Source organism: Candidatus Poribacteria bacterium (assembly GCA_009839745.1).
Taxonomy (GTDB): domain Bacteria; phylum Poribacteria; class WGA-4E; order WGA-4E; family WGA-3G; genus WGA-3G.
The window spans coordinates 60,094-84,502 of sequence record VXPE01000042.1; the positions used below are offsets into that span (position 1 = coordinate 60,094).

The 24,409-nt window shown below is 46.1% G+C and carries 18 protein-coding genes; 9 read left to right on the plus strand and 9 right to left on the minus strand.

All coding sequences use genetic code 11. From position 1 onward, the window contains the following. Positions 1-15: 15 nt before the first annotated feature. From F4X88_07165 to dnaA, 9 genes are all read right to left on the minus strand, one after another. Entirely contained in the window at positions 16-804 is a 789-nt protein-coding gene (locus F4X88_07165; GenBank protein MYA56056.1) for a hypothetical protein, read from the minus strand. A 329-nt stretch (positions 805-1,133) separates the two neighbouring features. Continuing rightward, the gene (locus tag F4X88_07170) at positions 1,134-2,096 is read right to left on the minus strand and encodes a hypothetical protein (protein ID MYA56057.1); all 963 of its coding nucleotides are present in this window, start codon (positions 2,094-2,096) and stop codon (positions 1,134-1,136) included. A 253-nt stretch (positions 2,097-2,349) separates the two neighbouring features. Next, a complete protein-coding gene (locus F4X88_07175; GenBank protein ID MYA56058.1) occupies positions 2,350-4,023 on the minus strand; it encodes a hypothetical protein in 1,674 nt (557 codons plus the stop codon). A gap of 238 nt (positions 4,024-4,261) precedes the next feature. Next, entirely contained in the window at positions 4,262-6,022 is a 1,761-nt protein-coding gene (locus F4X88_07180) for a tetratricopeptide repeat protein (protein ID MYA56059.1), read from the minus strand. Between the two features lie 168 nt (positions 6,023-6,190). After that, positions 6,191-8,722 (minus strand): DNA gyrase subunit A, encoded by a 2,532-nt coding sequence (gene gyrA / locus F4X88_07185; protein ID MYA56060.1) that lies wholly within the window; start codon positions 8,720-8,722, stop codon positions 6,191-6,193. Positions 8,723-8,873: 151 nt separating this feature from the next. After that, entirely contained in the window at positions 8,874-11,381 is a 2,508-nt protein-coding gene (gyrB, locus tag F4X88_07190; GenBank protein MYA56061.1) for a DNA topoisomerase (ATP-hydrolyzing) subunit B, read from the minus strand. A gap of 166 nt (positions 11,382-11,547) precedes the next feature. Next, the gene (locus F4X88_07195) at positions 11,548-12,054 is read right to left on the minus strand and encodes a DUF721 domain-containing protein (GenBank protein ID MYA56062.1); all 507 of its coding nucleotides are present in this window, start codon (positions 12,052-12,054) and stop codon (positions 11,548-11,550) included. Between the two features lie 12 nt (positions 12,055-12,066). Next, positions 12,067-13,419, minus strand: coding sequence for a DNA replication/repair protein RecF (locus tag F4X88_07200; protein MYA56063.1), 1,353 nt, complete (start codon positions 13,417-13,419; stop codon positions 12,067-12,069). A gap of 551 nt (positions 13,420-13,970) precedes the next feature. After that, entirely contained in the window at positions 13,971-15,362 is a 1,392-nt protein-coding gene (dnaA, locus tag F4X88_07205; GenBank protein ID MYA56064.1) for a chromosomal replication initiator protein DnaA, read from the minus strand. Between the two features lie 460 nt (positions 15,363-15,822). On the opposite strand from dnaA, the gene F4X88_07210 reads away from it, so the two are divergent. The 9 genes from F4X88_07210 (at position 15,823) to F4X88_07250 (ending at position 24,385) form a co-directional block, all read left to right on the plus strand. Then, complete coding sequence (locus F4X88_07210; GenBank protein MYA56065.1) at positions 15,823-15,957, plus strand: 50S ribosomal protein L34; 135 nt, start codon at positions 15,823-15,825, stop codon at positions 15,955-15,957. A 208-nt stretch (positions 15,958-16,165) separates the two neighbouring features. After that, positions 16,166-17,461 (plus strand): 4-hydroxy-3-methylbut-2-enyl diphosphate reductase, encoded by a 1,296-nt coding sequence (locus F4X88_07215; GenBank protein MYA56066.1) that lies wholly within the window; start codon positions 16,166-16,168, stop codon positions 17,459-17,461. Between the two features lie 12 nt (positions 17,462-17,473). Then, on the plus strand, positions 17,474-17,617 hold the full coding sequence (locus F4X88_07220) for a hypothetical protein (protein MYA56067.1): 144 nt from the start codon (positions 17,474-17,476) through the stop codon (positions 17,615-17,617). 164 nt (positions 17,618-17,781) lie between these two features. Then, positions 17,782-18,165 (plus strand): lasso peptide biosynthesis B2 protein, encoded by a 384-nt coding sequence (locus tag F4X88_07225; GenBank protein ID MYA56068.1) that lies wholly within the window; start codon positions 17,782-17,784, stop codon positions 18,163-18,165. After that, positions 18,110-18,613, plus strand: a complete 504-nt coding sequence (locus F4X88_07230) for a hypothetical protein (GenBank protein ID MYA56069.1) — start codon at positions 18,110-18,112, stop codon at positions 18,611-18,613. Before F4X88_07225 ends, F4X88_07230 begins: the two co-directional genes overlap by 56 nt. 284 nt (positions 18,614-18,897) lie before the next feature. After that, positions 18,898-20,391: a hypothetical protein gene (locus F4X88_07235; protein ID MYA56070.1), complete on the plus strand. Its 1,494-nt coding sequence runs from the start codon at positions 18,898-18,900 to the stop codon at positions 20,389-20,391. Position 20,392: 1 nt separating this feature from the next. Beyond that, on the plus strand, positions 20,393-21,448 hold the full coding sequence (locus F4X88_07240) for a hypothetical protein (protein ID MYA56071.1): 1,056 nt from the start codon (positions 20,393-20,395) through the stop codon (positions 21,446-21,448). A 10-nt stretch (positions 21,449-21,458) separates the two neighbouring features. Continuing rightward, the gene (locus tag F4X88_07245) at positions 21,459-22,961 is read left to right on the plus strand and encodes an ABC transporter permease subunit (protein ID MYA56072.1); all 1,503 of its coding nucleotides are present in this window, start codon (positions 21,459-21,461) and stop codon (positions 22,959-22,961) included. A 23-nt stretch (positions 22,962-22,984) separates the two neighbouring features. After that, on the plus strand, positions 22,985-24,385 hold the full coding sequence (locus F4X88_07250; protein ID MYA56073.1) for an ABC transporter permease subunit: 1,401 nt from the start codon (positions 22,985-22,987) through the stop codon (positions 24,383-24,385). Positions 24,386-24,409 lie beyond the last annotated feature (24 nt).

Genomic DNA, 24,409 nt, shown 5'->3' on the forward strand with positions numbered 1-24,409 from the left:
GTGCCTCTAAACGCTTTAATTAAACTCAACAATACCGCCTGTCCCTTTGAGCACCATGTCCGGTTTAAGCAGAATCTTCTCTTCGGGTTCTAACTTTAACCCAGTTGGATAGAGAACATAAGCGATTCTGAGCGGGAGATATTGACCTAAATCGGCAAGCCTATCCATCCGGTTCTTAAATATTTGCTGTTCGCTCTGCTGGGTCTGATAGGCGTACCAATACTTGAGATACGATCCGACACGGTTGTTGAAAATAATCTTATTCGAGTTTGCATCAATGACTCTGACGCGAGTCAGTCCCCTGGCAGTAAGGCGGGTGCGAATATAGGTGGATGTACCGGAAATCCCCCCTTGTCTACCCTGTTTCATAAGAAGTTGGTTGTAGTCCTGATCGGTCATCTTCGGTTCTTCCACGCTTCCGATGATAACCATATCAGAGCCGAGTTCCTGTCCGAGTTTCGCTGCCAAAGCAGGATCTCCATAGACTTGCTCCGGCGTTAAACCTAATTCCGTGAGTTTATCTGCAACCGGTTGAACCTTGTTTGAGATGTCATAAACCCATTCTGCCTCTTTGAAGATCAGTTCCAGACGGGTTGCGAGGTTCACGCCGATGCGTCCAGCTAACTTTTCAACGTCTTCCGATGCTCCGGTTTTGGCAAAGAATGGGACAATTGCAATGCGCTTTGCCTCACTGATCGGGGGTGGTATATCAATGTTATCATAACCATCACCACCATCACCACTACACCCTATCATTGTGATGCAGAGAAGCGATGTAAATAAAAGTGTAAAGAAACGTGCCACTGAAGTATGCCTCCTATATTTTGGGCGTAACTTGAAAGCCAAATTTTTGTAGACTGGGTCAGAAATTCTGTCTCCCCTCCCAATCTATAACTCGCGAGATTTCTGATGCGCTTGCGTCCACTTAAAAATCTCGTCGGCATGTTCGATGTCTTGGGCACGCGGGGGTTTCGGTTTCCCGACGATCAGATGGGTAAACCTGTTTCATTATGGACGCGATGGCTTAATCACGCCCATATATTGGAAACCGAACTGTGCCATCAAAGCACAATTCGCTTGTGCCCTACATTTTACCAACAGCATACCATAAATTACAGAAATAAGTCAAGCCTTTAACCGATAGCCAATGCTCGAACTTCGCCAAATTCGTGATCAAGTTTGGTCCACGCATTGCCTGAATCTGTACTACGGTAGAGTTGCCCACTCACGCTGCAAGCGATAAGAAGGTTATCAAACTGCGGATTATGAGCAAAACACCAGATTGTGCTATTTGCTGTTCTACCGATGTCCGCTCGGTTCCACGTCTTTCCAGCATCACGCGTCGAGAAGATCCCGCCTTGATCACCGGGAGGACCGTTCCCAGCACCGATGAAGACTTGACCGACATCGCCGTTAAGGAAAAATGCTGCACGACAGTAGGGCCATGGATAGTGTGCCTTGACGTTTAGTGGTGTCCACTGTTGCCCCATGTCCGTCGTTACACAAACATCATTGTTTGTCGCAGCGATAATCGTTTTGGGTGAACCTGGAACCACGCAGAGTCCGTGGATATCAAGGCTACTGAGTCCCTCACTACGCTCAACCCATGTGTCGCCCCCGTCTGTACTAAGGCGCATGCCATCAATCTCAATTCCAGCATAGAGCGTTTGCGAATCTTCGGGATCAATCACAAATGTCGTGACGCGCGGAATAATCGGAACCCCTTCGCATTCTTGTGCGAGATCAGCGTTGAGTTGTTTCCAGTTATCACCACCGTCAGTGGATTTGAAAAGCGCGGAAGGACACGTCCCCGCGTAGAGTGTGTCCGGCGTTCCTCGATCAATAGCGATTGCCCAAACTTCCAATTCATCCATAGGACTTGAGAGACGCTGCCATGATTCGGCGGCATCGTTTGATCGGAAGATACCTTTTTCGGTCCCGGCATAGAGAACGTCTGAGTTGCTTGGATTAACTGCTATGGCGCGAACGTCGGCTTCTGGAAAAAGCTCATTACTCGCCCTGCGCCATGTGTCTCCGTTGTCAGTACTGCGCCAGACACTTTGTCCAATGGTTCCGGCATAGAGTGTAGGTTGCATTTTTTAACTATGGCCTCCTGGGCTGCCCTCTAAATGTAAAGCAAAGACAAATTATGCCATTTAAGGCATAATTTCATTTCGGGCAGGTTCGTAGGGGTTGGGTAACCCAACCCTTACAGTGTGTGACTGAGTTATACATCTGTACATCAAAAACGGTAGCCTGCAACAATACGCAGAAATACCCTATCAAAAACACGCAGGCGAATTTAAGGAATACACGTAAAGGTCCTAACACACTTTCTCCGCAAGGTAATCAAAAGTCGGTTAAGGTTCCTTTACTAACGGGTCTTGAATCAAGCGAAACTTGATATATCACAGACTTCGGTTCTATTTCTGGTTCAAGAAGGAACGAGAATCGATACAAGCGGTTATCCCGCAGATCCTGTGTTACGAGATACATCGCTTGCGCTTCCCGATATGGTCGTTCAGTCTTACTGTCAGAGAGCATTAGCGTTACAGTGGGTGTCAATCCGACGAGGGACTCCGTAGATTCAGCGATGATGTCCCAGTAACGCGGATGCACCGGGTTAGGAAGAGCAGCAGTAGTAAAGGTAATATGTGCGCCGCGAGTTGCACTATATTGATATGTCAAACTTTGCCCATGGAGGTTGATCGCTTCCATTTGTAAACTGGGAACAAGAATGACCTCTGTGGCGGTATTCGATAACACAAGGGAACCAGTATTACCGGCTGACAATTTTATTTCGTTGATATCGATGGCACCCGTGTTATGAAATTCAATGGCATGAACAGCATTACTCGCTGGGGAACTGCTTGAGAATCCGAGTGTCAACCCTCCGGCATTTCTAAAGCCGATATATTCTGCTGAGAAGTTGCTCAACTGCCCCTGCTGCGTGCCGCTTGGATAGGAGTCATACCAACGGCGAGGCGTGAGAGAAAGTTCAATAGCACGATACTCAGATAAATAGTTAGTCAATTTCCATTCGATGAAAATGTCAGGAATTGCTTTGATGATACCTCGAGATGCAAGGGCATCTGAGATACCGGTGAGCGATGTGCCGCGATTTTGGACAATTTCAATGAGTGTTCCTATACCTCCGTATTGCTCATGAAGATAGAGCATCCATAAGAAAGCTGCACCGTAGTGTGGAAGCGAGTTTGCGTTTCCCTTGGGCCACGTCACAAGTGAGATAGATGGCATTTTTTCAAATGCTGCTACATGTTCCTGCACAGAATAACCGCAGAGAAATGAGGCATACACCGCACATCCTTCATCTACCCAAGTGACTTCTCTGGCATCATGACGCCAATTGAGAAGATGTTGAAATTCATGTGCAATAACATTGTGTGCTCTTTCGCTGTTCGGATTCAGAGGTTGCGTATCAATGTATAGTATCTCTGCTTCGTTACTACGAATTGGGAACCCGCGAAATCCAGGGTTTCGAAGTAAACCCCGTTGCTGGTCGGCAGGATTGAAAAAGCCCGCTGTGTAACGGTTCGCGCCGTGTGCGTCCTGAATATTAAGCAGAAGTAAAATAATCCTGCCATTTCCATCAATATCAGGTGGGGCTCCGAAGAACTTCGTCAACGTCGGATAAATACCTTGCTGTGGATTCGCGGGTGTGGCGGTATCAAAAGCTCGGATTATTGCCTGAACGGTTCTGGCGGTAACCCGTGTGTTCCATTCAGCTTCCTCAACAAAAACATAGCAGAAACTACCTACACCCCGGAGAACGGCGGAGACGGTGTACTGTTGCATACTTCTAAAATCAGGGGCGAAGAAGGTGCGTTCTGTGCCAATTGGCAACGCAGGAGCAACAGGCAACGCAGGAGCAGCCCGGTTTCCGAGCGCAAGAACCTGTTGTGGACCGTTTGTAGCATCAATTACATACTTTGAATTTGATAGATGGGGTGTCCCACAAAAATATGAATCGGCGTTAACCCCTCCTACATAGGGATACCCCAAAATCAATAATGCTATAAACGAAACCCTCGCGAACGTACCATTAGCAAAGAACGAATATGGATATGAGATTCTAATGAAATGTTTTTGATTGGGTGCTTTTCCTCCAAAAATCAAATCTCTTAATCTCAGCCATCTTCTATTTTGTTGTGTGCTAAAAGCACCGTGAATTGTCGAGATGTGCATCTTGTCCACCCAGTCCGTCGTTAACGTGGCTCAGCTTATTTAATAACAAGAATAACTATCGGCTTTCCGGGACATCGCTATCGACTGTTGGCTGATGGAAACTATTCTCCTGACCACTGACTGCTGATTGTTGACGGCTTCTTTCAAGTTTCTGGAGTAGTTCAGCGTTGTTTGGTTCAAGAAGGACGGCTTGCTCCAAAGTTCGCAATGCTTTCTGTTTCAAGCCCTTCCCAAGATAAGCGTCAGCGAGATGCAAAAGAATTTCAGGTGTATCGGGCAGATAGTGGAGAGCCTGCTCCAAATTTTCTATAGCGGCATCAAGTTTTCCCTGTTTAAAGTAGATGAGTCCTAAACTATCAAGATATGCTCCGGATTTCGGTACACTTTTAAGCGCACGACGGACCAAAGCTGCGGCTTCATCCAAGTTAATGCCTTGCTCCGCATAGAGGTATCCTAATGCGTTGTAGGCATCCGGCAATTCTACTTCAGTAGATAAATCAATTGCCCGACGGAGATAAATTTCCGCGCGTTTCATATCATCTTGCATTTGATACGCTATTCCTATACCGGAAAGCGCGGGGACGTATTTATCATTGACAGATAGAATTTTCGTGAAAGTTTGGACAGCTTTCCGAGGGGCATTGAATTTGAGGTAGATTTGTCCGAGGGTATAGCGTGCCTCTTGGATACGGTTCGCCAATTCGATGCGTTCACTACTTCTGGTCCGAAAGCCGTTGCGAGTTCGTTTCGCCTGTTCCTCTAACAAAGTGATCATGCGCGTGATATGAAATTCGGATCGCTCAAAATTATTTTGTGCCTGATATGCGAGACTGATGCCCTGATGTGCTTCAATTTCAACTTCACTGGCATTACGCGCAGTGCGTTCTCTTACGCTATTAGTCTCCGACTGTCCTTCAAGCGGTGACAAGACAGAAAGGAAAGTCTTTATCGCTGAGGGATAGTCACCAGTTTGAAGGTAAAGCTGCCCAAGTCGATTTCGGGCACTTTTCTGTTCGGGTCGAATGGTGACGACTCTTTCGTAGGACTGTAAAGCCTCATCAAGCCGATTTTGAGTTTTATAGAGTTCAGCAAGTTCCCGATAATATCGGTCATCATAAGGAATGATGCGTGTGAGCGCCTTGAAGGACGTAATAGCAAGTTCAGTATCACCGAGATCACGCGCCATACTACCGAGGTAGAAATAAGCCCTATCATGGTCGGGATCCAACGCGACCAAGCGTTTTAACGTGTCAAACATCTCCTTTTTTAGAATATTAGGTATTTTACTATTTCTGTTCCGTTCCATATAATAAATGAATCGTTCGGTTACTATTTGGGCAAGAACCCATGTTGCTTTTACATTTTCAGGATTAAATTTAATGGCTGTTCTTGCATCTTCTTCTGCCCCTTTAATATCCTGCAATTTAGGATACCGAAGTGATGCACGCTCGGCATAAATAAAACTCACCTCACTTGGAGATAAAAGTCCATTTTCGAGGATCGTAGCGGCGTCATCAATCTCCTCAATCAAGGCATCGTAGAGAGCTTTACTTTTCGGGATGCTGCGCTCACCTGTTCTGCAGTATGCGGCCCACATTAGATTGGTATAGAGTTTTGCGACGCGGGTCATGTCCGAATTTAATCCTGTATTAGCATCAGGAAGTGCCACCAATTCAGGCGTTTCACTCCCCGTCTGAGCTTGCAGATTGGAGCCCAAAGAGAGACATACTGTGATTAAAACAAGGATTGAGAGCCTTATAGATATGTTGCTCCGCTGAAGCAAGGGACTTCCTTCTTGACAGGTAAAATATTTCATTTGATCCGCCTCATTTCGTTTATAGTTGTCGGTTGTCAGTTAAGAGGTTTCTTGTAACAATCTTCGCCATTTTGGAATATTCCCATAGGGGGTGAATTGTTACCGAACATCTCTTGTTACTGAAAGCTGACAACCGAAAGGATTTTCGCAGAAAATCCGCACTGACAACTACTCCAGTAGGGAGGATGAGAGTTCGATCTTGGCTGCATCAACAAGCTTTTCGTCCGCTTGAAGTGCCATGATTCGCACGCCTTGGGTGTTACGCCCGATACGTCGAATGGCACTAACTGCTGTCCGAGTGACATACCCGTTTGAACTAATGAGAACAAGTTCATCAGCATTTGCGACGCGTTTTGCAGCGACAACCGCACCATTTCGGGTAGATTTCCCGATAGCGATAACGCCTTTTCCACCACGTTTCTGAGAACGATAGGCAGAGACTGCTGTTCGTTTACCGTATCCATTTTCTGTAACGATTAACAAAGTGTCGTCTTTTTTCGAGGCAGCTGGTTTCTCTTCCATTTCTGATGCTTCACGCTGAACAATAACCATTTGTGCGACGAAATCTGCGTCGCCGAGTTCTATACCCCGGACGCCTCGCGTGTTACGTCCAAGAGGTCTTGCATCTTTTTCACTAAAACGGATAGCAACACCTTTGTGGGTGATAAGGATAACATCGGCATTGCCATCGGTTACTTGTGCACCGATAAGTTTATCGCCATCATCGAGATTAACAGCGATAATGCCGCTTGACAGTGTATTCTCAAAACTGGAAAGTTCTGTCTTTTTGACGATACCCCGCTGCGTTGCCATGAAAACAAATGCGTCTGCTCCAACTTCATCCACTGCAACCTCGCCGGCATCTGCCTCCTCACTTTTTTGACTTAAGGTTTTTTGGGGGACCGTCACATAGGCTGTAATATTCTCACCTTTTGATAAACGAAGTAGGTTGACGACTGCACGTCCAGCTGATTGGCGACTGGATTCAGGAATTTGATGAACTTTTAGTGTATAACATTTACCCAAATCTGTGAAGAACAGAATATTCTGATGGGCAGTGGCGACAAAGATGTGTTCCAAAAAATCACCATCTTTTCGTGTAGCTCCCCTAATCCCAACGCCACCGCGATGCTGCTTCCGATAGGTATCCATCGGTAATCGCTTAATGTAACCGGCATGAGATAGTGTAACAACCATCTCTTCGTCAGCAATGAGGTCTTCGACTTCAAATTCCTTGACTTCACCGGTAAGTTCGGTCCGGCGCTCATCCCCATATTTCTCTTTCAGGGTTTCGAGTTCCGTTCGGATAATATCTGTTACCAAAGTTTCGTCGGCAAGAATCGCACGAAATTCGGCGATATGATCAAGGAGGTCTGTATATTCATCGTGAATCCGCTGGCGTTCAAGTCCGGTCAGTTGCCGGAGCGTCATCGTGAGAATTTCTCTTGCTTGCTGCTGACTGAGTTGATAGGTCTCACGGAGTTCCGCTTCTGCTGCTTGCGGGGAGTCTGCCGTTTGAACGAGTTCTATGATTGCCTCAAGATTTTGCAGTGCCAGGAGGTATCCTTCTAAAATGTGATTTCTACGTTCAGCACGTGTGAGCTCAAATTGCGTCCGCCGCCGCACCACATCCCTGCGATGCTCGAGATAGTGTCTGAGGATTTCTTCAAGCGTCAGGACCTTCGGGAGCCCTTCCACAAGGCAGAGAAGATTTGCACTGAAGTTCGTCTGCATCTGCGTGTGTTTATACAGTTGATTCAGGATAACCTGTGCAATTTCACCGCGTTTAAGGAGTATAACGATGCGAATTTCCTGGTCTGACTCGTCTCGAATATCGGCGATTCCAGTAATGGTTTTGCTGACAACCAAGTCATACATCCGTTGTAACAGTTGATTTTTCTTTACCTGATACGGAATCTCGGTTATGACGATTTGTTCTCGATCTCCTCCGCGTCCCGAAATTCTTTCTATGACCGTTTTAGCTCGGATAGTGATGCTTCCTTTACCTGTAGTGTACATCTGCTGGATACCGTTGGTGCCGACAATGATACCCGCAGTAGGGAAGTCGGGTCCAAGGATGTGTTCCATGAGAACTTCTGAAGTGGCATCTGGATCCGTGAGCTTATGAAGTAACGCGTCAACAACCTCAGTAAGGTTGTGCGGCGGTATTCGGGTAAGGTAACCAACGCCAATACCTGTTGTGCCATTGACAAGCAAATTCGGCAGGAGCCCTGGAAGGACTGTCGGTTCCTCGAGAGAATCTTTATAATTGGGTTGAAAATCAACGACCTGCTTTTCAATGTCAGTGAGCATCTCACTGGCAATAACAGCAAGCCGGCATTCCGTATAGCGCATCGCACCCGGCGGGTCGTCGTCAATACTTCCGAAGTTGCCCTGTCCGTCTATTAGCGGATAGCGTATACTAAACGGCTGTGCTAAACCAACGAGAGTCCCGTAGATGGGACCATCACCGTGTGGATGATAGTTTTTCATCACCTCCCCGACAACAGCAGCGCATTTGTCATAAGGTCGGTTTGCAGTAAGATTTATCTGTCCCATCGCGTAAATAATTCGACGGGTACTCGGTTTGAGGCCATCGCGCACATCAGGGATCGCACGGTTGGTGTTGACGCTCATCGCATAGGTGAGATACGATGTCGTCAGTTCGTTTTCTATGTTGCGTTCTTGGATGTTTTCCATATTTTAAGTGTTCGCAAGGCGTTAAATGGAGTCTTCTGTTTATTGACGATTTTCTCTCAAATCCGCCTGCGCCGATGTTGCAGGCTGCTGTCTTGGATAAGCCCAAATCCGTAGCCCGTAATGTAATAGAAAGGTACGTTTAAAAAAAGATTTAAGCTCCGTATAAATCAAGATTTACCTGAGTCCCGTAGCGTTCTATAAATTCCCGTCGAGGTTCAACGGTATCCCCCATGAGAAGTGTAAAAACACGGTCAGCTTCAACAGCATCTTCGAGCGTTACTCTAAGCAGAATGCGTTCGTCTGGACGCATAGTGGTGTCGCGGAGTTGCTCGGCGTTCATTTCGGCTAAGCCTTTGTATCGAGTGATTGTGAGACCGCGATGTTCTATCTCGAAAAGGTGTTGCACGAGTGAAAAAATATCGTCTGCCTGATAAGCGTCGCCATTTTCCGTCTGGACGCTAAACAATTTTTGGCTTTTCGATGTCCCTGACCCATTCGTCTCGTCTGACGAACGAAAGTCGGTTTCTTGGATGTCAAACTCGGCAAGTTTCTCGAGTTCGCGTCTCAGTTCGTAGTGCCAGGTTCGCGGCGTAGCGTCTCCCGTGTTCAACTTGCCGGTCTTTTCCTCAGTGGGACTGTGCTCGGAATTTCCGAAGAGTGTTGTTTGCGGGTTTCCGGTAGCGGGAGCCGGATCCTCATCAGAAGTCTCTTGTGCTACGGTTAGAGGATCATCCATCTGAACAGAAGATACGTCAACAAGCATGGAAAGTAGTTTATCTACTTTGTCGGATGTGTCTGCTGGATCTGAGGTTTCATTCCTCAAACTTGAGAGTGGTACACCGCTCCGATCAATTTGATTAACGAGACTTTGAATCTTACGGACAGCACTGGCGATGGTCCGATACTCCGATGACGTATAAGGTGCGCTCCGCCGAGCGTTTGTTATCTGGACAGTATCAAGTGCTAAGGTAAGGAGGTAATCTTCCATTTCCTCGTCGTCTTGTAGGTACTGTGAGCTTCTGCCCTTTCTAACTTGGTAAAGTGGCGGTTGGGCGATGTAAAGATGTCCACCAGCGATGAGGTCGGGCATCTGACGGAAGAAGAACGTTAAAAGCAATGTTCGGATGTGAGCCCCATCAACATCAGCATCCGCCATAATGATAATTTTGGCGTATCGGAGTTTTTCGAGACTGAACTCTTCAGCACCGATCCCTGTTCCCAACGCCGTGATGATGTCAATGACTTGGGCATTTCTGAGGATTTTGTCGAGCCGTGCCTTGTCTACGTTGATACCTTTACCTTTAAGCGGAAGGACCGCTTGATTTTGTCGATCTCTGCCCTGTTTGGCGGTGCCACCGGCGGAGTCTCCTTCTACAAGAAACAATTCGGTTCGCGACGAGTCGCGTTCGGAGCAGTCGGCAAGTTTTCCCGGCATAGATGCCGAATCAAGGACGCTTTTGCGGCGGACCACTTCCCTGGCACTGCGGGCAGCTTCACGTGCTCGCGCAGCATCAATAGATTTTTGGATAATACGTTTGGAGACTGACGGGTTTTCTTCCAAAAGCGTTTTCAGGCGGGAGCCAACAAAACTCTGGACGATGCCTTCGACCTCTGTATTTCCGAGTTTGGACTTCGTTTGCCCCTCGAATTGTGGATCAGGAACTTTGACACTGATGACTGCCGTTATTCCTTCGCGAATGTCTTCACCCGTAAGATCTATTTTAGCACTCCGTAGGAGATCGTTAGCAGTGGCATACGTTTTGAAAGCGCGGGTAACCGCACTCTTAAAGCCACTCTCGTGAAACCCCCCTTCAGAGGTGCGGATGTTATTGGCGTAGGAACTAATATTTTCTGTATAAGTCGTATTGAACTGAAAAGCAATCTCCACTATAATCTCTGATTCAACACCCTCTATGTAGATGGGTTCGGGATGCAGGACTTCTTTGTTTTGATTATAGTAAGTAACAAAAGAGGCGATTCCACCGTCGTATTGAAAGGCAATCGGTTCCGAATTTTCATCATCGCGTGTATCGTGAAATTGGATGCGTACGCCTTTGTTAAGGAATGCAAGCTCTCTGAGCCGATCCCGGAGGACATCGTGTGAAAAGTCAAGTGTGTCAAATATTTCGGAATCGGGCATAAATGTCGTCCGAGTGCCCGTTTTTCTGCTTTTACCGGTTTTTTCTACGGACGTCTGTGGAATACCACGCGCGTAGCGTTGTTCGTAGATGGCTCTGTTTTGATAGACCTGAACCTGGAGCCATTCGGAGAGCGCATTGACACAGGAGGCACCAACACCGTGCAAGCCACCAGCGGTTTGGTAGCCGACTTGTTCTCGACCGTCAAATTTACCACCGGCGTGCAGTGTCGTCATGACGACTTCAAGGGCGGAAACGCCTGTCGCGTGTGTATCAACAGGGATGCCTCGGCCGTCATCGCTGACAGTTACGCTACCATCGCGATGGAGCTTAACTTCAACTTGTGTCCCGTAACCAGCACCTATTTCGTCTATGGAATTGTCAACCAGTTCTGTGACGAGATGGTGCAATCCAGCGGGACCCGTACTGCCGATGTACATACTTGGACGTTTTCTGACAGCTTCAAGCCCTTCAAGAATTTGTATATCGCTTGCTGTATATGTTCGTGCTTTTTTTGACATTTTTAATGTGGTTCCTCGTTATAAATTACCCTAACGGGTATGGTTGCTTTGCAGTGGGAATTTTTAGTAGGGTTAGCACCCATTTTTTAAAAAATATTCCTTGTGTACCTCCTTACGCCTACGTTACTTGAACGTAATTAAATTGTACCTTATTTCAACAATTTTGTCAAGGGTTGTCCTTACTCTGTGTAGTGAAGAGTTGCCACAAGGATTCTCTGAGATGTGGGTCGGAAACGCTTGAAAGAGCGTGTTCAATTTTCTCTAACTGTTCGGGTGTAACTTGGTGAGTGTTACCAATGGTAGAATCTTCTTCTGGCGTTTCTGGACTTGAGGATTGGTCTTCAGTTTCTTGGGGTTTGACCGCGAGGGTTTTGATTTCTACGCGGAAGTCTGTGAGAGCAGGTTTCTCTAATTCAGCGTTTATGTCGGCTAAAATCTTCGGTTTATTGAGCAATAGACTCGATTTATAAGCAGAGTATTCTGTGTAAATCTTCAGGATGCCGTTTGACAACGATATGGGTACGGTGTTTGTAGCGAGTGGCGCAAGGTGTTTGTTCCGGCTGAGACATTCTGGCCAGAGAACAAAAACTTTTTGCTCAAGCACCTTAGGCTCAAAGCCGTGGGTTCGCATGAGTTCGGCAAGAAGACGATGTAAGTTGTGAGTTTTGTCCATTTTTTTATTTATTTAACCGTTGGTTTCGGAAACTTGGTTTATCTGGGCGTTCTCTACTGTTAAAACATTGGGGTGGTTCAGGTGACGCACGAGCGGTTCAGCATGGGTCGCGGTAATGAAGGTTTGCGCGCTCAAATCTTGGAGGACGTTTAATAGGTACTCTGTTCGCTTGTAATCTAATTCGGAAGTGACATCGTCCAGAAGGACGATCGGGTCCTGTCCCGTTACTGTTCGGATTAACTCTAATTCTGCCAGTTTAAGTGCTAACGCTATCGTCCGTTGCTGACCTTGGGAACCGTAGGCTCGCGCTCCCTCTCGAAATGTTCCGATTTCGGATCTTGGGAGTAGATTTTGACGTTCGGACTGTTCCGTGTCCATCTCGACCTCCTCAATATCTGGGGCTTCCAAGCGATTTTCGCTTTCTGAATCGGTACTGTGTATTGCGGAGGCGTTCTCCAATTCGATGAGAAAGTCGTCGCGATGCGGTCCTACGAGGGTTGTCCCTCTTTGTAAATCGGCACCGCGTGATGCATTTAAAGCTGCGTCAAAATCCGTTTCTATCTCGGTTTCAGTTTTGGTTTCAAGGAACCCAATTTCTGATCCGTCTGCTAAATTTTCCGTGCCTTCATCCGATGTATTATGTGCATTATGATGCATTGACGTATTGTTCCGCCCGGATGCGGAACAATACGTCAATGCGATGCTTTCTTTACCACCAGTGAGTTGTTGATGGTTTTGCATGGCATAGGCCTTTAATTGGTGAAAAATTTCAAATCGCTTTATGATGATTGCAGTCCCATGTGCGATTAAAAGTTTGTCCCAGACATCTAACTGTGACGTATCTGTTAACGTTGTACGAATTTGTTTAAGAAGTTCGTTCCGCTGCCTGAGAACTAATCTATATTTTTGCAAATTTTTTAGGTAGATGCTGTCGATTTGTGAGATGAGTAGGTCCAAAAACCTTCGACGTTCTGCGGGACCGCCTTTCACCAATATCAATGACTCCGGTGAGAAGAGCACCGCATTAAACTGTCCAATCCATTCAGAGCGCTTCACTTGAAGAACGCCATCCTTTTTAAGTTTAAACTGCCCCCGGGCGCGCTTCGTTGCTTCAAGCGACATCACATCATCGTTATTATTTTCCAGCGTTCCTTTGAGATAAAATCCTGCTTCGTTGTGCCGAATGAGTTCACTATCACGCGTTGCTCGGTGTGATTCTGCAGTGCAAAGGAAATAGATTGCTTCAAGTAGGCTCGTCTTCCCTTGCGCGTTGCCGCCAATAATTAGATTGACGGGTTTGGAGAAACTCACCTCACAATCAACATAGTTGCGGAAATTGCGGAGAACAATATTATTTAGCAGCATTTATTTTTTATATTCGGCTATCAATAGGTAAGTAAATCGTGTGTGAAGTTAGGAAACCGTGTCAGCTGAGAGAAAGGAAATTTATATGTATTGTCTTATTAAAATGTTTATCTATTTGTGTTAACCAATTTAACTTTTGACCCCTGCTTGAAAATTTTCATCTTTTTGCTTAACGGTTTTTCTTTTCTTTGCGATTTCCGAGTTATCCACAATTCTAATATTAGTACTAATTACGATATATATATTAAATTGTAGTAGTAGTAGTAGGGGCTGTGGATAAGTGGATAACTCGCTTAAACCCTTGTGGCCATTGACATTAGCCTGTGGATAACCTGTGGATAACTTTTTGACTTATCCACAGGTTATCCACAATTTTAAAAAAAATCTGATTTATCCACAATTTATCCACAATTTATCCACAAAGAATAACAGAGTTATCCACAGGTTATCCACAGGTTATCCACAGGTTTAAAGTGATCTATAGAGCTGAAAAAAGGATGCCTGAGAGCTAAAAAGTGGAAAATTTGAGACGATAGGTCTTGCAGATTAAGTTAACGGAATTGGTCGAGTAATTGGAGAATCATTTGTCGATCTTCGCCATCTTCCGCAACCATTTTTTCTATCTGTCTGCAGGCATGGATGACAGTGGTATGATCTCCCCTATTAAACGCTTGCGCAATATTTGAATATGACAGTTGTGTGAGTTCTCTGCACATATACATAGCGATCTGACGCGGTTGTATCAATTCCTTCGTCCGTTTCTGAGAGACGATATCCTCTGTATCAATTCCAAAATAATCGGCGACAGTTGTCTGTATAGCTCTGGCTGTAGCAGTTTTTCGATGTCGGATGGGTGAAGGGGGCCCGATATCACTCAGGACCTGCCGTGCGAAGTCTAAAGTCAAATCTTCTTTGAGGATTGTCGCTTGCGCAATTAACCGCACAAGCGTTCCTTCGAGTTCTCGGATATTAGTTCTAACGACTTCAGCGATGTAGCTGAGCACATCATGAGGGAGGTTGTCTAACCCTTGGTCTCGGCATTTCTGTCGGAGAATAGCGATGCGTATTTCGTATTGTGGCATGCTAATTTCGGCGACCATGCCTGATTGAAACCGGGATTGGAGGCGTTCTTCAAGGTTTACGAGGTTGTCTGGTGTCCGGTCGCTGCTCATGACTATCTGGTTTGAGTTCATGTGAAGGGCGTTAAAGGTATTAAAGAATTCCTCTTGTGTCCCCTCCTTGGCTTGTAAGAACTGTATGTCATCAATCAAGAGCATATCTGCGGTTCGGTATTTCGTCCGAAATCCTTGCGCCGATCCACGGTTGACGATGGACTCGACGTACTCATTCATAAAGGTTTCTGATGTAACGTAGAGGACTTTCTTATTTGGTTGGTTTGCTAAGAGTCGATTACCAATTGCGTGTAGCAGATGGGTTTTTCCCAATCCCACACCGCCATAGATAAAGAGTGGGTTATAGTCGCGTCCTGGATTTTCCGAAACCGCTAAGGCTGTGGCGTGACAAATCATATTGCTGGAACCCACAATGAATCTATCAAAGCGATAGTTCGGATTCAACCCTGTCTCATTCTGTATTGATGACACAGGTGCCTGAGTGTCCGTTCTCCGATTTGAATCAGGCGATTGATTTAAATGCTCTGCGTTCTGCGTTCCTCTAAAGTCTTCGTTGTCTTCCGACGTGGGTTCGTCTACAGTAAGGATTAGGGCACATTGTGCCCCGATGAGGGTCGCTAATACCTGTTGAATATCGGCACGAAAACGCTCCTCAATCCTTGCACGCGTGTAGGCAGATGGGACGGCTATATTCAGTGCCTCCGCTGTGATTGACAGCGGTACTGCTTGGTGAAGGTAGACATCCTGCCTCGCTGTATCGCTGAGTTTTTCTAATATTTCCAGCCAGATTTCATTTGGGGTGTGCCGCATAAACATATTTCCTGTAAGAACCTATGATAAAGTCATGATACCATTCTTATGAACTTATGAAAGAATCATTACTTATAAAAAATATCATACCATTATATTGCAGAAATGTCAATATTTAATTTTTCCTTGCGGGGGAATGACGTGCGTTAGAACTTTACCCTGCGTTCCTTAAAATCCGCCTGCGCCGGTGTTGCAGGCTACAGATGCGGTTGGCACAAAAATCTCATACTGCCACTTCCATTGAGAAAATATTCTGGACTGAAATCGAAATTTATCAAGTTGATTTTTGGTAAGTTAAGCGAGCGGTATGAAAAATTTGACAAACATCCATAAATAAGGTATCATTTTAAAGCCAAGACTAATATCATTTGAGTATATATCACAAACCCAGTCGGGAATTAATCAAGAACCTGCTCGTAATCAAATGGAGAGCAGCCCAAGGGGCTCTAATTAAAAAGACATGAAGCGCACATATCAACCGCATCGTCGGAAACGCAAAAACAAACTCGGCTTTCGGAAACGGATGTCCACGCGGCATGGAAGGCAAACCATTGCGCGCCGCCGCGCCAAGGGACGAAAAGTCCTGAGTGCCTAAAAAAATTTAGTTAAACTGACATATCTGATTAGGCCAGGGGGCTGGTCAAACGTTTGTGGCGGTGGCTAAATTATGATGGAAGGCGTGACAAGTACCGGGCAGAGAGAACAGAAGTTAAAAAGTGTCCGCGTCCCAATCCAGGTATAGGAGGATCGGAAACCACCGCGTAACGAAGTGGAGCGGTGACCAAAGGCCCATAGTTAAAAGAATGCCAAGGACTTTTAAGCTCCCTCACTTCTATCACAGTCCGGTGATCTCGGTCGTTAAACACGCCCGTCGAGAAACGGATGCCCGAAAGCGAGATCTTTCACCGACCTTACTGGACTTCGGACCTGTCCGCTTTAAAATTGCCCGCCATTTTGGGTTCTGCTACGGTGTTGAAAATGCCATTGAGATTGCCTATCAGGCGTTAGCAGAGAATCCAGACAAGCGTATCTTTTTGCTCTCCGAGATTATCCATAACCCGCATGTCAACGAGAACCTGAAACATCGCGGTGTCCGGTTCCTAATGGATACCGCGGGAACGCCACTCCTCCCCTTCGACATTCTAATGCCTGACGATGTTGTCATCGTGCCTGCCTTTGGAACAACCCTTGAAATAGAGCAGTCTCTCAGGGCGCGTGGTGTTACCCTCACAGCCTATAACACGACGTGTCCGTTTGTTGAAAAAGTTTGGCGGCGGAGTGAGGAAATCGGAAAGCAGGATTACACTGTCGTGATCCACGGCAAACGCTACCATGAAGAAACTCGGGCGACATTTTCCCATGCCCAAGCAGGTGCGCCTGTCGTGGTTGTTCGGGACCTTTCGGAGGCTCAAGCGTTAGCCAAGGTGATATCCGGTGAAAAAGATGCAGCGTTCTTCTTCGAGAAATTTGCCGACCGATTCTCTCCCGGTTTTGATCCCACTGTCCACCTCAAACGCATCGGTGTTGTCAATCAGACAACGATGCTTGCTACCGAAACACAGGCAATTGCTGATTTACTACGAGAGGCGATCCGGACGACATACGGGGACACTGAGATATCGACACATTTCGCCGATACAAGGGACACGCTCTGTTATGCCACTAAGGAAAATCAAGACGCAACGCTCGCACTCATTGCTGATGGTGGTGACATCGCAGTGGTCGTCGGAGGCTATAATTCATCGAATACAAGTCATCTTGTGGAGCTCTGTCAACAACGTCTCCCTACCTATTTCATTCGAGATGCAGACGAGTTACTGAGCCCTAAAGAGATTCAACACCTTGATTTAGAAACAAAGCAGGTGAAGACCACAAAGGATTGGCTTTTTCCAAAAAACCATCAGCGTAGGGGCGAAGTCCCCTCGCCCGCAATAGATGGAGAATGGGCTGGGAAACCCAGCCCCTACGACATTGTGTTGACAGCTGGTGCCTCTTGCCCCGATGTGTTACTGGACGAGGTCTTGCAGAAAATCGTCGGATGGTTTCCAAATACCCGTTCCGTAGAAGAAGTCCTGAAGAGTTACCAACATGAATATTAACATCGCTGATGCTTGATAACTTTTCACGGGAGCGGGTATCGCGAGATTTCCAAACAGCTTGGTGTGACCCCGACGACACTCATCAGTTGGGCGAAGCGAGAGGAATGGAAGTCGCTTAAAAAAACTTCATGCACAGAAACGATAGCAGGTGCTTGACGCAGTTTTCGGTAAAGAAACATCGAATTTGGGTGGTTCCGATGCACTCATAGATGTATTTTTTTTAATTTACACGATTTCTCTCAATATTGATAAAATCTTTTTTGTACTTGGTGGTTTTTAGGTCACATCTTATACAATCCGCTAAATTGGTTTAGAGCAATATGAAAATAATCGAGGCTTATCTCAGAATTCTCCTAATATTTTTCGCTTTGAAATCTAGGGGGATACAGCATTACGTTAAATACTTTGATACACCTTCTTTTTCCTCAAGTCCGGACAGTCATAAGGAAACGCTCAAAAAAGTAAAAAAGGCAGTAGATCTTGCTGTAAAGTTTATGATTTTTAATTCTGACTGTGTTTATTATTCCCTTGCCTTTGCGATGATGCTACGCCGTAGAAACATTCCTGCTGTTGTGTGCATGGGAGTTTCGATCTTTCCATTCAGGGCGCACGCTTGGGTTCAAGTCAACGGAGTGGTAGTTAGTGGAGATGAAAAAATCGTTGGAGGGCTTTACTCATTTGAGAATGCTTGCGATTATGAATAGAATTTCCGGTATCCTCTTTCGAGAGCCAGCATCGCAATTACAAGCTTTCATGACTTTAAAAGCGAAATTAGGAAGTACCTTCAGGAAGGTAAGTCCTACCGTGAATATCTACTTTCATGCAGATGGTAGAAGTCAATATACTACTGTTAGGCAAACTGATGGAACTCTAAAAACGGGCCGACATATCATTTGGGTTGGAACGATCCATAATAGAAATGAAGTCATTCGTTTTTTGAGTCAATCGGGAATTGCTGGTGGGACAGATATGTGTGATGCTCAACTTACCCTTCACCTTTATAATCTTGTCGAACACGATGTCTCCACCCATCTTATCGGATATTATGCTTTTGCTGTGTGGGATGAGGCTACCCAGAGTCTATTTCTTTCACGAGATGCGATAGGAGCAGAACGCCTTTACTATTTTTACAAATCTAACGCGTTGTGCTAATTGACCATGTGTTTTGTTAAATTTCACAGTTGTTGGGTTTTCGTTGTAAATTGAACCTTGATTCCATTGCCTCTTTGTTTTCATATAGAGACTTTGGTTTAAAAATGGGGCAGTATGAACCGAAGCTGTCAAATTACAAGTGGCAAAAGATTAATACTGTGAAATCTAAATCTACAGAGAGTTAATTAGCACAAGCCGTATTTTTAAGTATCTTTGTCGCCTGCTTTCCATTTGTATTTTGGCACCGAGATTTATTCCGATGGCGACACCTGACGAGAGGAGGCGTGGCTATAGCGATTTCAATAGCCGGACTTCTGCCCTTGGCATACGGAATGCAGATCGCAAAAAAGGCGATGTCCCTTGATAGGTCTGAAGAGATTGTCCGGGCACTATCCGCGGTACTTAGAAGGTACCTGGAGCCGTCTTCAAGTAGCTTAATTTACAAACACGTTTTAGGGGAAGGTATCCCAGGAAGCAGTCTCTTTTTGGGCGGAATGCTGTGTTCCTTAGCAATCATTGGAACATTCACCCTACTTAAAAGTCAGATCCTGAAACGGAACAGCAAATCTGATAGTGAAACACTTTCAGTAAGCAATCCGACGCGACTGCCGTCTTTCCGACGATATAGTATATTTTATATTACGATGGCATGCGTCGCATTCATACTCTCACTGGGTATGGCATTTACCCCGATCCACACCAAAGGATTGGGTATCTACCGGATTATCACTTGGTTCTCTCCGTATAACCTCCTCTATAAATTTGTCCCTGGGTTTTCATCCATCCGTTCCCCGTATCGTTTTTCTATTTTTCTAGCACTCTTTCTCGCTATACTTGCCAGTGTCGGTGTGTTATGGATATGTCGTCGTTTTCGTTCACGATGGCGTTGGCCAGTGGTTGTATGCCTCATTGCGGTGTCAATTTTTGAACTCTGGCCCGTCCCTGTGAGACTCATCAAGGTGCCGGGCACATTGGCGGAATTACCGCCTGTATATCAGTACGTCAAAAAACTACCGTCCGACACAGCATTGATTGAAGTCCCACTGCCGGCTTTACCCTCAGAAGAGGGTCTAGAACCAACGGCTCGCTACATATATCACAGCACATTCCATTGGCAACGCCTCGTTAATGGTTATTCTGGATTCTCTCCGAGGGCTGAAGATGAACTCATAAAGATATTCGCTGAGTCAAAACATGAAGATGTCTTGCCTGCATTAAGGGCATTTGGTGTTGAATATATCCTCACACACTGGAATGATATGAGCGAGACTGAGACAATGTTACTTCGGACTCTTGAATCTGATGGTTCTTTAAACCCCGTATATTGCGATAGCCGCGGTCAGACCCTATACTGGATAGATATGCTCCAGCGCGAGGACACTACGCCGGAGTTTCCTGAGGTTGAACGTCTGGCGATCTACGAAAACGGGCAAGAGTCATCTGTTGTGACGCTCTGCTTCTATTATGAGATGGAACCGGATCAAATGCTCCTCGTTACGCCGTGGCAACATCCAATTGAATGTGATGTATCTTGGTATAAAGACTCGGTGGAATTCGCTGAAGATAGCGACGTGTCTATGCTGATAAAAAATGTCTCCTTCCAAGGCAGCGAGTTACTCCACACCGATTCAAATGCCATAGCGATGGATGTCCCCGCACCCACACCCGGAAAATATCGAGTCGTTGTAAGACACCGTCTCTCATCTCGTTCGGTCACAAAGACAGGCGTTTGTGAAATATACCCAAACGGTTTTGTTCGATTTCAAGAGGACTCATAATATGAAAGTTCGGATCTTATACGCCAGTATTATAGGTATCACTGGCATCTTGACAATATTGATCTTTTTTGATTTCTATAAGCAATGGAAAGCCACTGAAGATTTCCAAATTGAGAGAGTTCCACTAAGTGTTAGACACCTATTCATTGCTCCTGAACAACTGAAAATCGAAGACTGGCAGGTTGGTGAGTCTGCGGTTTATCACTTGCAAACAAACAGAGAACGTCGGGAAATCTCCTTCTCCATCGCGGCACGAGATCGTGAGGATATGAATAGGTTTTGGCTCAAAACCGATGGACTCTTGAAACTCAATAAAAAAGATATTGAGATTTGGCGGTTGTTGGACCATACGAATCTTCGACCGGGAATTGAACAACGCGGCTTTTATTTTATTGAGAATGCAATCCCGTTTCCGTTTCCAGCCCTAAAGTTTCCACCAAATCCTATCGTTATTGAAAGATTAGGAAACCAAGCCATGCTAACTTCCTTTGGGACCCTTGACTGTGAACACGTTCTCGCTTATATTCGTTCATCCAATGGGGAACTTGACCCACTCTTGGAGATGTGGACGCATCCGGCTGCGCGCCCGCTGGGGCTAGTCCGAGCCAGATGGCGGGATGGATCTATGGATTTAATCGAAGTTCAGAGAGCAGCTGTTCCAGAAATCCCGAACGTCCTTTTATCGGAATTTGACAGAAGCATCCCCTTAAAGGGTTCCTGTAGCCGGTGCCATACGGACGGAATTGGCGGAAAATCGCTAAAACTGGAGTTCATAGATTGGCTAAGTGGCGAGGAATTAAATCTCACCACTGCGCTGTTTCATCATCGGCAGGCATCGCTCTTCCAACCGAAGGATCTGATTCATATCCAGCTCACTGATAAATCATGGCGCACGCGGCGACGCGCTCTGGCAAAATTCTCATGGGAAAATGGAAGTTTCTGGGTCAAACCGAATAGAAGAAATAAACTCGGAATCTCTTTAGATACAGCCGCCCATCAAGGGAACATCACAGTCCAAGCGAACGCGGGGCGTTTGGCTCTGGACATAGGACAGTGAGGTAGACACCATGCTAACGACACTCATCCGCCAAGAACTCCTGAATTATCTGATGACGTTCCGTTTCGCCGCTGCAGTCTTCATTATGCTATTGCTGGTTGTCACCAATACCAACGTGCTTCTCTATGACTACGAGCAGCGACTCGTAAGCTACAATACTGCCGTGAAAACACATCAGCAGCTCTTACGCGCCTCGAAAACCTATTCAGAGGATGCCTTGGTTGTTGACCGACCACCCAACCCTTTAAGTATTTTCAACGTCGGTCTGGATAAACGGATCGGGAGCGAAACTTGGATATCTCCGAATTTTGTCCCGACCCTCTGGGATGCACGCACACACGGGGGAGATAATCCGTTTCTCAATGTTTTCACATCCATAGATCTCGTCTTTATCTTTGAGGTTGTTCTGAGCCTGATCGCACTCATGTTTGCCTACGATGCCATCACAGGGGAACGTGAGCAGGGGACGTTACGTTTGATCCTGATACATCCACTTCGGCGTGGTCATATCTTGATTGCAAAATACATCAGCGCAATGCTCTGCCTGCTCGTGCCGCTTTTGCTGTGTCTGCTTTTTTCGCTGATTTTATTAACGACTTCCGCTTCTTTTTCCCTGAGCATGCATGATTTTTTCTGCATCGGCGGGATTGTTTTCTCCTCACTCACCTATTTGTCTATTTTCTACCTTATCGGCATGCTGGTTTCCGTATCGACGCGTTCCACCAGCATCGCACTCATGCTCTCCATGTTCGTCTGGGGGTTTTTAGTGATAGTGTATCCAAATATGATTCTTACCGCAATCGAAACGACGCCCCCGGCAGCCACCGCGCACTCCACTTACAATCAAATCAAACAGATATGGGAGGAATTTGACACGGAACGGAAGCAGTTTCTCATCAATGACCCGGTGCCAGGTGAGGATTGGGAATTTGGCATCATCGGGCGAGGCTACAGTTTTCGGACCGGTGATGACAATCCATCAACATTACAGTATTACACCCAACATGGATTATATTATGAGACGCTTTTAGATGAATCTCAACCCCAAGTACCGCACGCACAGAGTTATTACCGCTTTGTGGGGCGACGCACACTTGACATCTCGAACAAAACCTGGATCGTACGCAAACCCGCTCTGGAGGCAATCTACATGCAGCCAGCAATTGTGGAGACATCTTGGTTGAAACTCTCACCCCTTGGGATCTATGATGCGGTGACACAAACTTGGGCAGGTACAGATCTGCTCAGTATCCGAGATTTTTTTCAAGATGCTCGACGCTACCGACAGACAGTCCTCGACTACTTCTACGATACCGATGCCTTTGGATCTCGAGAATGGTTCTCGGCAGACAAGGGAGCGGTGGATTGGAGCCTGCTACCACAGTTCTCTTTTCAAGGCAACGATGTTGCAGTAAATGCAAAACGCGCGCTACCGGATCTGTTTCTGCTGTTAATAATTAACGCTGTCCTGTTTACAATAACTTTTCTGGTTTTCCTCAAAATCGAAGTATAAACGATACGAGGTATGAGAAAAAGATGGTATGGCATATTGTAAAACGTGAATTCTATGATAACCTCAACAGCCTTCGATTTGCCCTGACAACCGTCTTGTTTTTGGCGTTGATGCTCACCAATGCCCTTGGACATCTCCGGGACCATCCAAAGCGGATACAGACCTATCGCAAGGCTGTCACGGAATCTTTGAGCGCATTAACATCGCGGTCGGATCTGTATGAACTGGCACAACAGGGTCCCGGCAACCTTTACAAAAAACCTACTGCACTCTATTTCTGTGCCGATGGGAGTGAATCCTTCTTTCCCAACGTTGTTGATGCGGGACGTTTCTTTACCTACGCCGACGACTTTAAAGGCTTCTGGCAGCTGGCATATCCAGATGCCCCGCTGAATCGAGAGAATGTGCGTCCAGACGTTAACAAAGCGGATTGGGCTTTTATCATCGCATATATTTTAAGTCTCATTGCCATCCTTTTTACCTTTGATGCGATTTCCGGTGAGCGCGAGCGAGGGACACTCCGCTTGATGTTGGCAAATTCCATCCCACGCCATACTGTCCTTATCGGAAAGTTTTTAGGCGCATTTATCAGCATTAGCCTCCTTTTCACGCTTGCTACATTGGTAAACCTTTTGGTAATTTCTACATCCGTTGATGTCCATCTCACTGCCGATGCCTGGGGACGTTTAGCGATGATCTTCTGTATTGCTCTCCTTTATACCTCGCTCTTCCTCGCGTTAGGGCTGCTTGTGTCGGCACTCGCACAACGTAGTACCGTCAGCATTGTGATCCTTCTGTTGACCTGGGTTACCTTGGTCGTTTTTATACCCAAAACCTCTGCCGCAATCGCAAGCAAATTTTCAAAACCTATGTCCTCGGATCAATTTTGGGAACAGGGTTCGCAACTTCATGATGAACTCTCGGATGAATACAACAGTCGAATATGGGAAGATGAATCCTACAAAACATCGCAGGCAAGGAGTGAATATATCCTCAAGGACGCAGCACAGCAGGAGCAGTGGCGGGAAACCTATTTAACCCAACGGATTGCACAGATCCAACGCGCTCGCCCGCTAACCCGTATCTCACCCGCCGCGGTACTCCAACACCTTTTGGAAGCTTTCGCGGGGACCGGACTTCAACGGCATGTCCAATTCGTGGAGAATACGCAGGAGTACGCACAGGAATACCGACAATTCATTGTTGATACTGATAGAGCCGATCCGCAGAGCCTCCATCTCATAGGAGTTCGGGAAGGGATTTCCAAGAAGCCCGTAAGCCCACGGGCAATACCGAAATTTGAAGATACGCTAAGTTTCAGTAAAGATATCAACACAGCAACAGTAGATTTGTTATTGTTAGTTCTATATTTCATCGTGCTTCTATCTGGAGCGAATCTCGCATGGGTGCGAGTTGAGGTATAGTTTCGGATATTTTTGTTGTTCTAC